Consider the following 14,319-nt stretch of genomic DNA (forward strand, 5'->3'; position numbering starts at 1 on the left):
GGGAGTCCCGGCGCTGTTGTCCGTTTTAGCAAACAGGCAGGATATGCCTGATACCTGGAGAGCCTTTCTTGAGCCAGGAATACACTGAAGACAAAGAAGTCACACTATCGAAGCTAAGCAGCGGACGTCGTCTCCTCGAGGCTTTGCTGATTGTTATTGCCCTTTTTGCCGTCTGGCTGATGGCAGCCTTACTCAGTTTTAATCCCTCAGATCCCAGTTGGTCACAAACCGCATGGCATGAGCCTATCCATAATTTAGGTGGCGTACCCGGTGCCTGGCTTGCGGACACGCTGTTTTTCATTTTCGGTGTGATGGCCTATACCCTTCCCGTCATTATCATTGGCGGATGCTGGTTTGCGTGGCGCCATCGTCAGAACGATGATTACATCGACTATTTCGCCGTTTCGCTGCGCCTGATTGGCGCGCTGGCGCTGATCCTGACCTCATGTGGTCTGGCGGCTATTAATGCCGATGATATCTGGTACTTTGCCTCTGGCGGAGTGATCGGCAGTTTGTTGAGTTCTGCACTGCAACCGATGCTCCATAGCAGCGGCGGCACGCTGGCTTTGCTGTGCATCTGGGCGGCTGGGTTAACATTGTTTACTGGCTGGTCATGGGTGAGCATCGCCGAGAAGATCGGCAGCTTTATCCTCACGATCCTGACTTTCGCCAGCAACCGTACCCGTCGCGACGATACGTGGGTTGATGAAGACGAGTATGAAGATGAAGAGGAAGACGATGCACCTGTACAGCGTCGTGAATCTCGTCGTGCGCGTATTTTGCGCGGCGCCCTGGCGCGTCGTCAGCGTGTAGCTGAGAAATTTGCCAACCCGCTTGGACGCAAAACCGATGCCGCGCTCTTCTCCGGTAAGCGCATGGATGAAGACGAGCAGGTTGAGTATCGCGCAGCAGGTAACACCGTCGATCCTGATGATGTGCTTTTCTCTGGTAGCCGTGCCACACCGGGTGACTTTGACGAATACGATCCGTTGCTAAATGGCCAAACCGTTACCGCACCGGTTGCGGCAGCCGCAGCAGCAACGACCGCTGCGCAGGCGTATGCCGCGCCTGTCGACGCCGTGATGCCATCCGCGCCGGTTCCACCACCGGAATCCGTTATTCAGCAGCCTCAGGTTGCGTGGCAGACCGCGCCGGGTGTTCACACGCCGGAGCCCGTAGTCGCGCCTGAACCAGAAAGCTACATCCCTGTACAGCAGGAGCAGTGGCAACAACCTTATCAGCCACAGCAACCCGAATATGAACCGCAGCAATATGAACAGCCTGTGGCCCAGCCGTATCAGGAGTATGTACCTGAACCGGTTGAACCTGTGCAGCCTTATGTAGCGCCACAGCCTGAACCTGAAGTAGAAGTAGTGGAAGAGGTTAAGCCTTCTCGTCCGCCAATGTACTATTTTGAAGAGGTGGAAGAGCGCCGGGCTCGTGAACGCGAGCAACTGGCAGCCTGGTATCAGCCTGTGCCTGAGCCGGTGCAGGAGCCAGTTACGAAGGTGCCTTCAGTTTCGGTTCCACCGGTAGACCCGACGCCTGCTGTTGCACCTGTAGCGGAAAGCGTTAAGCAGGCTACGGTGGCGGCAGCAGTGGCTGCGCCTGTCTTTAGTCTGGCAACAGGTGGCGCACCACGTCCTCAGGTAAAAGAGGGTATTGGCCCACAATTGCCTCGCCCTAACCGCGTCCGCGTTCCCACTCGTCGTGAGCTTGCCTCTTACGGTATCAAGCTACCTTCCCAGCGCATGGCTGAGGAAAAAGCGCGCGAACCAGAGTACGAAGATGACGCCGATGAAATGCAGCAGGACGAACTGGCGCGCCAGTTTGCAGCGCAACAGAATCAACGCTACGGTGAAGACTATCAGCACGATGAACCGATGCTGGAAGATGAAGATGACGCGGCAGAAGCCGAATTAGCGCGTCAGTTTGCGGCAACGCAGCAACAGCGTTACTCCGGTGAACAGCCTGCTGGCGCGAACCCGTTCTCATTGTCAGATTTCGAGTTCTCACCGATGAAAGATCTGGTGGATGATGGTCCGAGTGAGCCTCTGTTCACCCCGAGCGTGATGCCGGAAGCAGAGCCTGTGCGCCAGCAAACACTACCGGCATACGTGCAGCCGCAGCAACCTGTTCAGCAGCCGTATGCGCAACCGCAGCAGCCACAACAACAGCCGCCGCAGTTCCAGCAGGCAGCGCCACAGCCGCAGGAGAGCCTGATTCACCCGCTGCTGATGCGTAACGGTGACAGCCGTCCGCTGCAGCGTCCGAGTACGCCGCTGCCGTCACTTGATCTGCTGACGCCGCCTCCGGCTGAAGTCGAGCCGGTTGATACATTTGCTCTGGAGCAGATGGCTCGTCTGGTGGAAGCACGTCTGGCAGACTTCCGCATCAAGGCAGACGTGGTGAACTACTCGCCGGGTCCTGTTATCACCCGTTTTGAACTGAATCTGGCGCCGGGTGTAAAAGCTGCGCGTATTTCTAACCTGTCCCGTGACCTGGCGCGTTCGCTGTCCACTGTTGCGGTGCGTGTGGTGGAAGTGATTCCGGGTAAACCGTACGTTGGCCTTGAGCTGCCGAACAAAAAACGTCAGACCGTTTACCTGCGTGAAGTGCTGGATAATACCAAGTTCCGCGATAACCCATCCCCGCTGACCGTGGTGCTGGGCAAAGATATCGCTGGCGATCCGGTGGTGGCAGATCTCGCGAAAATGCCTCATCTGCTGGTAGCGGGTACCACCGGTTCAGGTAAATCCGTCGGTGTGAACGCCATGATCCTCAGCATGCTCTATAAAGCGCAGCCGGAAGATGTGCGTTTCATCATGATCGACCCGAAAATGCTCGAACTGTCAGTCTACGAAGGCATTCCGCATCTGCTGACCGAAGTTGTGACCGATATGAAAGACGCTGCCAACGCTCTGCGCTGGAGCGTCAATGAGATGGAGCGTCGCTACAAGCTGATGTCTGCGCTGGGAGTGCGTAACCTGGCTGGTTATAACGAGAAGATCGCTGAGGCGGCACGTATGGGCCGTCCGATCCCGGATCCGTACTGGAAACCAGGTGACAGCATGGATGCCCAGCATCCGGTGCTGGAAAAACTTCCTTATATCGTCGTGCTGGTCGATGAATTCGCCGACCTGATGATGACCGTTGGTAAGAAAGTAGAAGAGTTGATTGCGCGCCTGGCGCAGAAAGCGCGTGCGGCGGGTATTCATCTTGTACTGGCGACCCAGCGCCCTTCAGTGGACGTTATTACAGGTCTGATTAAAGCGAACATTCCGACGCGTATTGCGTTTACCGTATCAAGCAAAATTGACTCACGTACCATCCTCGACCAGGGGGGCGCTGAATCGCTGCTGGGCATGGGGGATATGCTTTACTCCGGTCCGAACTCCACCTCTCCGGTGCGTGTTCACGGTGCATTTGTTCGCGACCAGGAAGTGCACGCCGTAGTGCAGGACTGGAAAGCGCGCGGCCGTCCACAGTATGTCGATGGTATTACTAACGACACTGAAAGCGAAGGTGGCGGTGGTGGCTTTGATGGCGGCGAAGAGCTGGATCCTTTATTCGATCAGGCGGTTAACTTTGTCACCGAAAAGCGTAAAGCATCTATCTCAGGCGTGCAGCGCCAGTTCCGTATCGGTTATAACCGCGCGGCGCGTATCATCGAGCAGATGGAAGCGCAGGGCATTGTGAGTGAGCAGGGGCATAACGGTAACCGTGAGGTGCTTGCTCCGCCGCCATTTGATTAACCTTCAGCGATTGCAAAGAAGGGTAAATCAGGAAAAATTAAGCATTTTCTTCTGTCGCCTGCCTTCGGGCAGGTTCAGAATAGAAGACGGAAACCCCATTTCGGGAAGACGTATTTTAAGGAATAACAATGAAAAAAATCGCCATCGCCTGTGCATTACTGACCAGTTTTGTCGCCAGCAGCGTCTGGGCTGATGCAGCCAGCGACCTTAAAAGCCGACTGGATAAAGTAAGCAGCTTCCACGCCAGTTTCACGCAAAAAGTGACAGACGGCAGCGGTAACGCGGTGCAGGAAGGTCAGGGAGATTTGTGGGTAAAACGCCCGAACCTGTTTAACTGGCATATGACTCAGCCGGATGAGAGCATCCTGGTGTCTGACGGTAAAACCTTATGGTTCTTTAACCCGTTTGTAGAGCAGGCAACGGCGACCTGGCTGAAAGATGCCACCAGTAATACGCCTTTCATGCTGATTGCCCGCAACCAGTCCAGTGACTGGCAGCAGTACAATATTAAACAGAATGGTGATGAGTTTGTCCTGACACCGAAAGGCACTAATGGCAACCTGAAGCAGTTCACTATTAACGTAAGCACTAACGGCACTATCAATCAGTTCGGTGCGGTTGAGCAGGACGATCAGCGCAGCAGCTATCAGCTTAAGTCACAGCAGAATGGCGCTGTTGACGCATCGAAATTCACCTTTACCCCGCCGAAGGGCGTAACGGTGGATGACCAACGTAAGTAAGAGGCGTGAGTGAGCAATCTGTCGCTCGATTTTTCAGATAACGCGTTTCAACCTCTGGCCGCTCGTATGCGGCCAGAAAATTTAGCGCAGTACATCGGCCAGCAGCATCTGTTGGCTGCTGGTAAGCCATTGCCCCGTGCCATTGAGGCCGGGCATCTTCACTCCATGATCCTCTGGGGACCTCCTGGCACCGGCAAAACCACACTTGCAGAAGTGATCGCCCGCTATGCCAACGCAGACGTTGAACGTATCTCAGCGGTTACCTCCGGCGTGAAAGAGATCCGCGAGGCGATCGAGCGTGCGCGGCAGAACCGCAATGCTGGGCGGCGCACCATCCTGTTCGTGGACGAAGTCCACCGCTTCAACAAGAGCCAGCAAGATGCCTTCCTGCCGCATATTGAAGACGGCACGATCTTCTTCATCGGTGCGACCACTGAAAACCCATCGTTTGAACTGAATTCGGCGCTGCTTTCGCGCGCGCGGGTTTACCTGCTCAAATCGCTAACCACCGAGGATATCGAAAAAGTTCTCACTCAGGCGATGGATGATAGTGCACGCGGCTATGGCGGGCAGGATATCGTTTTACCTGACGAGACGCGTAAGGCGATAGCGGAGCTGGTCAACGGCGATGCGCGTCGGGCACTGAATACGCTGGAAATGATGGCCGATATGGCCGAAATTGATGACTCCGGCAAGAGAGTGCTTAAACCGGATTTGCTCACCGAGATTGCCGGTGAGCGTAGCGCGCGTTTCGATAATAAAGGTGACCGTTTTTACGATCTGATCTCAGCGCTGCATAAGTCTGTACGCGGCAGCGCACCGGATGCGGCACTATACTGGTACGCACGCATTATCACGGCTGGTGGTGATCCTCTTTATGTCGCGCGACGTTGCCTGGCCATTGCCTCGGAAGATGTCGGCAATGCTGACCCACGGGCTATGCAGGTGGCACTCTCAGCATGGGACTGTTTTACCCGCGTCGGTCCCGCTGAAGGGGAGCGCGCCATTGCGCAGGCGATTGTCTATCTGGCTTGCGCGCCGAAGAGTAATGCGGTCTATACCGCCTTTAAAGCGGCAATGTCTGACGCGCGTGAACGCCCGGACTACGATGTACCGGTTCATCTGCGTAACGCACCGACCAAACTGATGAAAGAGATGGGTTATGGGCAGGAGTACCGTTACGCCCATGATGAACCCAATGCCTACGCTGCCGGAGAGGAATATTTCCCGCAAGAGATGGCACAAACGCGCTATTATCACCCCACAAACAGAGGTCTTGAAGGCAAGATTGGTGAAAAGCTCACCTGGCTCGCCGGACAGGATCAAAATAGCCCTATAAAACGCTACCGTTAGCGCTATCGTTGCGGTAATGTTGGCAATGTATCCCTGTGACCGCAGGCTGTGGTCACATTTTCCTATTTTAATTCGATAAGCACAGGATAAGCATGCTCGATCCCAATCTGCTGCGTAACGAGCCAGACGCAGTCGCTGAAAAACTGGCACGCCGGGGCTTTAAGCTGGATGTAGATAAGCTGCGCGCTCTTGAAGAGCGTCGTAAAGTTCTGCAGGTACAAACTGAAAATCTGCAGGCAGAGCGTAACTCTCGATCGAAATCCATTGGCCAGGCGAAAGCGCGCGGGGAAGATATTGAGCCATTACGCCTGGAAGTGAACAAACTGGGTGAAGAGCTGGATCAGGCGAAAGCTGAGCTGGATGTTCTTCAGACCGAAATTCGTGATATTGCCCTGGCTATCCCGAATATTCCTGACGACAGCGTGCCTGTCGGCAAAGATGAAAACGACAACGTTGAAGTGAAACGTTGGGGTACGCCTCGCGAGTTCGACTTCGAAGTGCGCGATCACGTGACGCTGGGCGAAATGCACGCGGGCCTGGACTTTGCGGCAGCGGTTAAGCTGACCGGTTCTCGCTTCGTGGTGATGAAAGGCCAGATTGCCCATCTGCACCGTGCACTGGCGCAGTTCATGCTGGATTTGCACACTGAGCAGCATGGCTACAGCGAAACCTACGTCCCGTATCTGGTCAACCACGATACGCTGTACGGCACGGGTCAACTGCCGAAATTTGCTGGTGATCTGTTCCACACCCGTCCGCTGGACGAGGAAGCGGATAGCAGCAACTACGCGCTGATCCCAACCGCAGAAGTGCCGCTGACAAACCTCGTGCGTGATGAGATCATCGACGAAGATGATCTGCCAATTAAGCTGACAGCACATTCTCCGTGCTTCCGTTCTGAAGCAGGATCTTACGGTCGCGATACTCGCGGTCTGATCCGCATGCACCAGTTCGACAAAGTTGAGATGGTACAGATTGTCCGTCCTGAAGAATCCATGGACGCACTGGAAGAGATGACCGGCCACGCGGAAAAAGTGCTGGAACTGCTGGGTCTGCCGTACCGTCGTATGGCGCTGTGCACCGGTGATATGGGCTTTGGCGCCTGCAAAACCTTCGATCTGGAAGTGTGGGTGCCTGCGCAGAATACTTATCGTGAAATCTCATCCTGCTCTAACGTCTGGGATTTCCAGGCGCGTCGCATGCAGGCACGCTGCCGCAGCAAGTCTGACAAGAAAACCCGTCTGGTTCATACCCTGAACGGCTCTGGTCTGGCTGTCGGCCGTACGCTGGTTGCCGTGCTGGAAAACTATCAGCAGGCAGATGGACGTATTGAGATCCCTGAAGTACTGCGCCCATATATGAAAGGCCAGCAGTACATCGGCTAATTCTTTGCCTCACAACAAAAAAGCGCCTTCGGGCGCTTTTTTTATGCCTCTGAATTGATACTACGCAATACCCCCTCCCTCTAAAGTAGTAATACTCCTCCGAATGAAAGTTAGCATAAAAGACTGATAACGAAGAGTTTCGTTATATATAAAGCTATATAGCGGTATATGCCGCCACTCTTTTCTTTGTGAGCAACCAAAGTGAGTCTCTATGAAAATCAACGCGCCTGAAACATTAATGGCAGCTGAGGTCACTCGCCGTGGGTTGATGAAAACCACGGCAATAGGCGGCCTGGCTATGGCCAGTAGCGCCCTCACGCTCCCTTTTACCCGACTGGCGTCGGCGGCAGATGCATTGTCCCCGGCGACAACTCCGGAAAAAGTGGTGTGGAGCGCCTGTACCGTAAACTGCGGTAGCCGTTGTCCACTGCGCATGCATGTGGTGGACGGCGAAATAAAATATGTCGAAACCGATAATACAGGGGACGATAACTACGAAGGATTACATCAGGTACGCGCTTGCCTGCGTGGCCGTTCCATGCGTCGCCGTGTGTATAACCCGGACCGTCTGAAGTACCCAATGAAGCGCGTTGGTAAGCGTGGGGAAGGGAAGTTCGAGAGGATCAGCTGGGATGAAGCCTACGATATCATTGCCACCAACATGCAGCGCTTGATCAAAGAGTATGGCAACGAATCTATCTACCTGAACTACGGTACCGGAACGCTCGGCGGCACCATGACCCGTTCCTGGCCACCGGGTAAAACACTGGTGGCGCGCCTGATGAACTGCTGCGGCGGTTATCTTAATCACTATGGTGACTACTCCTCTGCGCAGATCGCTGCTGGCCTGAACTACACCTACGGTGGCTGGGCGGACGGTAATAGCCCGTCTGATATCGAAAACAGTAAGCTGGTCGTCCTGTTCGGTAACAATCCGGGTGAAACCCGCATGAGCGGTGGCGGGGTGACATATTACCTCGAGCAGGCTCGCGCCAAATCCAATGCCCGCATGATCATCATCGATCCGCGCTATACCGATACCGGTGCCGGGCGAGAAGATGAGTGGATCCCAATCCGTCCGGGTACCGATGCAGCGCTGGTCTCAGCGCTGGCGTGGGTGATGATCACCGAAAACCTCGTTGATCAGCCTTTCCTAGATAAATATTGTGTCGGTTACGATGAGAAAACCCTGCCAGCTAGCGCGCCAGCAAACGGGCATTACAAAGCGTACATTCTTGGCCGGGGCAGCGATGGCGTGGCGAAAACGCCCGAGTGGGCGTCCACCATCACCGGTATTCCGGTCGAGCGCATCGTCCAACTGGCGCGTGAGATTGGCTCAGCCAAACCGGCCTACATAAGCCAGGGCTGGGGCCCGCAACGTCATGCAAACGGCGAAATCGCAACCCGCGCCATCTCTATGCTCTCCATCCTGACCGGCAACGTTGGTATTCACGGCGGTAACACTGGTGCGCGTGAAGGCTCATATGAAGTGCCGTTCGAACGTATGCCGACGCTGGATAACCCGGTTCAGACCAGTATCTCCATGTTTATGTGGACCGATGCGATTGAACGTGGCCCTGAAATGACTGCCCTGCGTGACGGCGTACGTGGTAAGGACAAGCTGGATGTGCCGATCAAGATGATCTGGAACTATGCTGGCAACTGTCTGATTAACCAGCACTCCGAAATCAACCGTACCCATGAAATCCTGCAGGATGACAAGAAGTGCGAGATGATTGTGGTCATCGACTGCCACATGACCTCCTCGGCAAAATATGCCGATATCCTGCTGCCGGACTGTACTGCGTCAGAGCAGATGGATTTCGCGCTGGATGCCTCCTGCGGCAATATGTCCTATGTGATCTTCACCGATCAGGCCATCAAACCTCGCTTTGAGTGCAAAACCATTTATGAAATGACCTCTGAGCTGGCGAAACGTCTTGGCGTTGAGCAGCAGTTTACCGAGGGACGTACTCAGGAAGGGTGGATGCGCCATCTGCATGAACTCTCCCGTAAAGCGATCCCTGACCTGCCTGATTTCGATACCTTCCGTAAGCAAGGGATGTACAAACAGCGCGATCCGGAAGGGCACCACGTAGCGTACAAAGCGTTCCGTGAAGATCCACAGACGAACCCGCTGACCACGCCGTCGGGCAAAATTGAAATCTATTCTGAAGAGCTGGCAAAAATTGCTTCTACCTGGGAGTTGCCAGAAGGGGACGTTATCGATCCGCTGCCGATCTACACGCCTGGTTTTGAAAACTATAACGATCCGCTGACGGCGAAATTCCCGCTACAGCTAACCGGTTTCCACTACAAAGCGCGTGTCCACTCTACCTACGGTAACGTCGACGTACTGAAAGCCGCCTGCCGTCAGGAGATGTGGATCAACCCGATGGATGCCAAAGCACGCGGCATCAGCAATGGCGATCGCGTACGCATTTTCAACGGGCGTGGTGAGGTGCATATCGAAGCCAAGGTTACACCGCGCATGATGCCTGGCGTTGTCGCGCTGGGGGAAGGGGCCTGGTATAACCCGGATGCCAACCGCATCGACCAGGCAGGCAGTATTAACGTACTGACCACGCAGCGTCCATCGCCACTGGCGAAAGGTAACCCATCTCACACAAACCTTGTTCAGGTTGAAAAGGTTTAAGGAGTAACCGATGACAACCCAGTATGGATTTTTTATTGATTCCAGCCGTTGCACCGGGTGCAAAACCTGCGAGCTGGCCTGTAAAGATTACAAAGATCTGACCCCGGACGTCAGCTTCCGCCGTATCTACGAATACGCCGGGGGTTACTGGCAGGAAGATAACGGCGTCTGGCATCAAAACGTTTTCGCTTACTACCTGTCGATTGCCTGTAACCACTGTGAGGATCCGGCCTGTACTAAGGTCTGTCCGAGTGGGGCGATGCACAAGCGTGATGACGGTTTTGTCGTCGTGGATGAAGATGTCTGCATCGGATGCCGCTACTGCCATATGGCTTGTCCGTACGGCGCGCCGCAGTACAACGCCGCCAAAGGTCACATGACCAAGTGCGACGGCTGCCACTCACGCGTGGCGGATGGCAAAAAACCGATCTGTGTGGAGTCCTGTCCTCTGCGTGCGCTGGACTTTGGCCCAATTGAAGAGCTGCGTAAAAAACACGGTCAGCTTGCCGCAGTGGCACCGCTGCCGTCTGCGCACTTCACGAAGCCGAGTATTGTGATTAAACCTAACGCCAACAGCCGTCCGACAGGTGACACCACCGGCTACCTGGCTAATCCGAAGGAGGTGTGAGATGGGAAGTGGATGGCATGAATGGCCGCTGATGATCTTCACGGTCTTTGGGCAATGTGTCGCAGGTGGATTTATTGTGCTCGCCCTGGCGCTGTTAAAAGGCAATCTGAACGCTGAGCAGCAGCAGCGTTTAGTGTTGAGTATGTTTGGTTTGTGGGTACTGATGGGAATTGGCTTTATCGCCTCAACGTTGCATCTGGGTTCACCGATGCGCGCGTTTAATTCCCTGAACCGCGTAGGCGCCTCATCGCTCAGTAATGAGATTGCCAGCGGGGCCATTTTCTTCGCCGTTGGTGGGCTGGGTTGGCTGCTGGCTGCGCTGAAAAAATTGCCTGCCGGTCTGCGCAGCCTGTGGCTGATCGTGACCATGGTGCTGGGCGTGGTGTTTGTGTGGATGATGGTGCGTGTGTACAACACCATTGATACCGTTCCAACCTGGTACAGCGTCTGGACGCCGATGAGCTTCTTCCTGACGATGTTTATCGGAGGTCCGCTGCTGGGCTATCTGCTGCTGTGCGTGGCGGGTGTTGATGGATGGGCAATGCGTTTGCTGCCAGCTGTTTCATTGCTGGCGCTGGTGGTGAGTGCGATGGTCGCCCTGATGCAGGGTGCCGAACTGGCAACCATTCACAGCTCTATCCAGCAGGCTTCTGCCCTGGTGCCGGACTACGGTTCTCTGATGGCCTGGCGCATCGTTCTGCTGGTCGCGGCGTTGGTATTCTGGATCGCGCCTCAGCTCAAAGGTTATCAGCCCGCGCTGCCGCTGCTGTCACTGGCTTTTGTGCTGGTACTGGCAGGTGAACTGATTGGCCGTGGTGTGTTCTACGGATTGCATATGACCGTGGGTATGGCTATTGCCAGTTAACGTTGCATTTAGTTATATCAAGCTGGGCCAGAGTGCCCGGCTTTTTCTTTTTTCGATCATGAAATTTTTCGACTGTCGTTTTGTTTTAATTTCGTTCATTAATAAATAAAAACAGATACATAATTAATATCTATAGCAGGCGTTGCATTAGCAGGATAAGTTTTTTAAATCGACAGGGAACATATTGTGCGTGACGGCTAAATCAGTGGATTGACTTTGTTTTTGCCAGTGGCATGATGCGCACGAAATCTGAACTTCCTCACGGTTTTTAACCCATGACCACCTATACCCGGCCAGTGCTTCTGTTGCTCTGTGGCCTGCTTCTGCTGACCCTGGCGATCGCAGTGTTGAATACACTCGTCCCGCTGTGGCTCGCCCACGAAAACTTACCAACCTGGCAGGTGGGGATGGTCAGTTCGTCCTTTTTTACCGGGAACCTGTTGGGTACGCTAGTTACCGGGAGCCTGATTAAGCGCTTTGGTTTTAATCGTAGCTATTATCTCGCTTCGCTAATTTTCGCGGCCGGATGTGCCGGTTTAGGGCTGATGGTCGGCTTCTGGAGCTGGATGGCATGGCGCTTTATCGCGGGTGTAGGCTGCGCGATGATTTGGGTGGTTGTTGAAAGTGCGCTGATGTGCAGCGGTACGTCGCGTAACCGCGGACGCCTGCTGGCAGCCTATATGATGGTTTACTATGTGGGGACCGTCCTGGGACAACTGATGGTCAGCAAACTGCCAACTGACCTGATGAGTGTTCTGCCGTGGGTAACGGGGATGGTACTGGCCGCGATACTGCCGCTGCTCTTTACGCGCATTGTGAACCAGAACAGCGAACACCAGGAAGCAACCCACGTCTGGCCGATGCTGAGACTCCGACACGCACGTCTGGGTGTTAACGGCTGTATTATCTCGGGGATTGTACTGGGCTCGCTCTATGGCCTGATGCCGCTTTATCTTAATCATCAGGGTGTCAGCGATTCCGGGATTGGTTTCTGGATGGCGGTCATGGTGAGTGCGGGGATCGTCGGGCAATGGCCAATTGGCCGACTGGCAGACCGTTTCGGTCGTCTGCTTGTGCTGCGCGTTCAGGTTTTCGTGGTGATCCTGGGATGTCTTGCCATGCTCAGCAACGCTGCGATGGCGCCTGCGCTGTTTATTCTCGGGGCTGCCGGCTTTACGCTCTATCCGGTCGCGATGGCCTGGGCCTGTGAGAAAGTGGAACATCATCAGTTAGTGGCAATGAACCAGGCGCTATTACTGAGCTATACCATCGGCAGTTTATTAGGGCCGACGTTTACCGCAATGCTGATGCAGAATTATTCCGATAATTTACTGTTTATCATGATCGCCAGCGTGTCGTTTATTTATCTTTTAATGTTGCTACGCAAAGCGGGCGAACACCCAACCCCCGTGGCGCATGCCTGATTTATTAAAAGCCTGTCGATGACAGGCTTTTTTGTCCCCATCACAACTAAGAGTTTTACTTATTGTTTGTTTATTGCATCAGGCGATAATTGATGTGAGTCCTACTACTATAAGGCAGCAATCATGTCTACACGTCGTTTTTCCACTACCGCACTTGCCGTAGTGTTGTCTTTAACGTTTGCAACGGCTCCGGTCATGGCTAATCCTGGAAACGGGAATGGCGGTGGTCACGGAAACGGTGGCGGACAAGGTAATGGCGGCAATCATGGTAACGGGAATTCTGGTAACTCCGGTAACCATGGCAATAAGCAAAATAGCGATCAGGATAACCCTGGAAAATCGGATAAGAGCTTTAAAAGCAGTAAAGATGTCGGTAACGATGTCGACGCTCGTGTGAGTTTCGATCATGCCCGTCATCTGGCACTGAATTATGGCTTAACGGGCTATGACTCTCTGCCTCCGGGTATCGCGAAAAACCTGGCGCGCAGTAAACCGTTGCCTCCGGGTATTGCGAAGAAAACCGTGCCAGCCTCTATGCTGGGTCAACTTCCTTCCTATCCAGGCTATGAGTGGCGGGTAGTAGGTGATGATTTGGTCTTAATTGCGCTGAGTACTGCGATTGTGACTTCCGTTATTAACGGCGTCTTTAAATAGAATATAAAATGGCCCGGTTTTCACCGGGCCATTTTTTTAATACATTACCTTGTGGCCGTACTGTTCAAGAATACCTTTGACGCGTTCCATCGTTTCTTTCTTCGGCGGCTTCACGCCATCGAGTTTGTACTCTTCGCCCATCGCCACCCATTTATGTTTACCCAGTTCGTGATAGGGCAGAAGTTCGATTTTCTCGACGTTGCCCATGTCGCGGGTAAATTCCCCCAGACGGTGCGCGGAGTCGTCATCATCTGACCAGCCAGGAACAACGACGTAGCGGATCCAGGTTTTGATGCCTTTATCGGCAATGTATTTGGCAAATTCCAGCGTGCGGTGGTTAGAGACACCCACCAGGTTCTGGTGGATCTCATCGTTCATCTGTTTGAGGTCGAGCATCACCAGATCGGTCACCTCAAGCAGTTCGTCAATAACGGGATCGTAGCGGCGTACAAAACCGTTGGTGTCCAGGCAGGTGTGAATGCCTTCTTTGTGGCAGGCACGGAACCAGTCGCGTACAAACTCAGCCTGAAGAATGGCTTCACCGCCGGATGCGGTTACACCACCGCCAGACGCGTTCATAAAGTGACGGTAGGTCACCACCTCTTTCATTAAATCTTCAACGGTCACTTCTTTGCCGCCGTGTGTATCCCAGGTATCACGGTTATGGCAGTACAGGCAGCGCATCAGGCAGCCCTGGAAAAAGGTGATAAAGCGGATACCTGGGCCATCGACAGTGCCACAGGATTCAAAGGAGTGAATGCGACCAATAATTGACATTGCGGTGATATCTCCAGCATCGGCCCGTCCGGGGCCTGTGTATGCACAGCTCAAAACCGGCTGTGTTAAGTCTGTTTTGGCT

10 protein-coding genes are annotated in these 14,319 nt (G+C 54.1%); 9 read left to right on the plus strand and 1 reads right to left on the minus strand.

Translation table 11 applies throughout. The annotated features are described in order from the left end of the window. The first annotated feature begins 68 nt into the window (after positions 1–68). The 9 genes from HED65_RS10535 (at position 69) to HED65_RS10575 (ending at position 13,460) form a co-directional block, all read left to right on the plus strand. Positions 69–3,755 (plus strand): DNA translocase FtsK 4TM domain-containing protein, encoded by a 3,687-nt coding sequence (locus HED65_RS10535; RefSeq protein WP_114978537.1) that lies wholly within the window; start codon positions 69–71, stop codon positions 3,753–3,755. A 128-nt stretch (positions 3,756–3,883) separates the two neighbouring features. Further along, a complete protein-coding gene (gene lolA / locus HED65_RS10540; RefSeq protein ID WP_114978538.1) occupies positions 3,884–4,495 on the plus strand; it encodes an outer membrane lipoprotein periplasmic chaperone LolA in 612 nt (203 codons plus the stop codon). Between the two features lie 9 nt (positions 4,496–4,504). Then, positions 4,505–5,848, plus strand: coding sequence for a replication-associated recombination protein RarA (gene rarA / locus HED65_RS10545; protein WP_114978539.1), 1,344 nt, complete (start codon positions 4,505–4,507; stop codon positions 5,846–5,848). Positions 5,849–5,940: 92 nt separating this feature from the next. Continuing rightward, complete coding sequence (gene serS, locus HED65_RS10550; protein WP_047071876.1) at positions 5,941–7,233, plus strand: serine--tRNA ligase; 1,293 nt, start codon at positions 5,941–5,943, stop codon at positions 7,231–7,233. A 211-nt stretch (positions 7,234–7,444) separates the two neighbouring features. Then, positions 7,445–9,889: a dimethylsulfoxide reductase subunit A gene (gene dmsA, locus HED65_RS10555; protein ID WP_114978540.1), complete on the plus strand. Its 2,445-nt coding sequence runs from the start codon at positions 7,445–7,447 to the stop codon at positions 9,887–9,889. Positions 9,890–9,899: 10 nt separating this feature from the next. After that, complete coding sequence (locus HED65_RS10560; protein WP_114978541.1) at positions 9,900–10,517, plus strand: DMSO/selenate family reductase complex B subunit; 618 nt, start codon at positions 9,900–9,902, stop codon at positions 10,515–10,517. Position 10,518: 1 nt separating this feature from the next. Further along, positions 10,519–11,382, plus strand: a complete 864-nt coding sequence (locus tag HED65_RS10565; protein ID WP_114978542.1) for a dimethyl sulfoxide reductase anchor subunit family protein — start codon at positions 10,519–10,521, stop codon at positions 11,380–11,382. Positions 11,383–11,657: 275 nt separating this feature from the next. Continuing rightward, positions 11,658–12,806, plus strand: a complete 1,149-nt coding sequence (locus HED65_RS10570; RefSeq protein WP_114978543.1) for an MFS transporter — start codon at positions 11,658–11,660, stop codon at positions 12,804–12,806. A 123-nt stretch (positions 12,807–12,929) separates the two neighbouring features. After that, positions 12,930–13,460 carry an anti-virulence regulator CigR family protein gene (locus HED65_RS10575; RefSeq protein WP_114978544.1) on the plus strand — a complete coding sequence of 177 codons (531 nt, stop codon included), beginning with the start codon at positions 12,930–12,932 and terminating at the stop codon, positions 13,458–13,460. A gap of 36 nt (positions 13,461–13,496) precedes the next feature. Here HED65_RS10575 and pflA read toward each other — a convergent pair whose 3' ends face one another. Beyond that, positions 13,497–14,237 (minus strand): pyruvate formate lyase 1-activating protein, encoded by a 741-nt coding sequence (gene pflA / locus HED65_RS10580; protein ID WP_023310991.1) that lies wholly within the window; start codon positions 14,235–14,237, stop codon positions 13,497–13,499. Positions 14,238–14,319 lie beyond the last annotated feature (82 nt).

Source organism: Pantoea sp. LS15 (assembly GCF_012241585.1).
GTDB lineage: Bacteria > Pseudomonadota > Gammaproteobacteria > Enterobacterales > Enterobacteriaceae > Enterobacter.

Excerpts from the sequence above, each read along its gene's own strand:
- lolA (WP_114978538.1), top strand. The coding sequence starts at position 3,884 with ATGAAAAAAATCGCCATCGCCTGTGCATTACTGACCAGTTTTGTCGCC.
- serS (WP_047071876.1), top strand. The coding sequence starts at position 5,941 with ATGCTCGATCCCAATCTGCTGCGTAACGAGCCAGACGCAGTCGCTGAA.
- dmsA (WP_114978540.1), top strand. The coding sequence starts at position 7,445 with ATGAAAATCAACGCGCCTGAAACATTAATGGCAGCTGAGGTCACTCGC.
- HED65_RS10560 (WP_114978541.1), top strand. The coding sequence starts at position 9,900 with ATGACAACCCAGTATGGATTTTTTATTGATTCCAGCCGTTGCACCGGG.
- HED65_RS10565 (WP_114978542.1), top strand. The coding sequence starts at position 10,519 with ATGGGAAGTGGATGGCATGAATGGCCGCTGATGATCTTCACGGTCTTT.
- HED65_RS10570 (WP_114978543.1), top strand. The coding sequence starts at position 11,658 with ATGACCACCTATACCCGGCCAGTGCTTCTGTTGCTCTGTGGCCTGCTT.
- HED65_RS10575 (WP_114978544.1), top strand. The coding sequence starts at position 12,930 with ATGTCTACACGTCGTTTTTCCACTACCGCACTTGCCGTAGTGTTGTCT.
- pflA (WP_023310991.1), bottom strand. The coding sequence starts at position 14,237 with ATGTCAATTATTGGTCGCATTCACTCCTTTGAATCCTGTGGCACTGTC.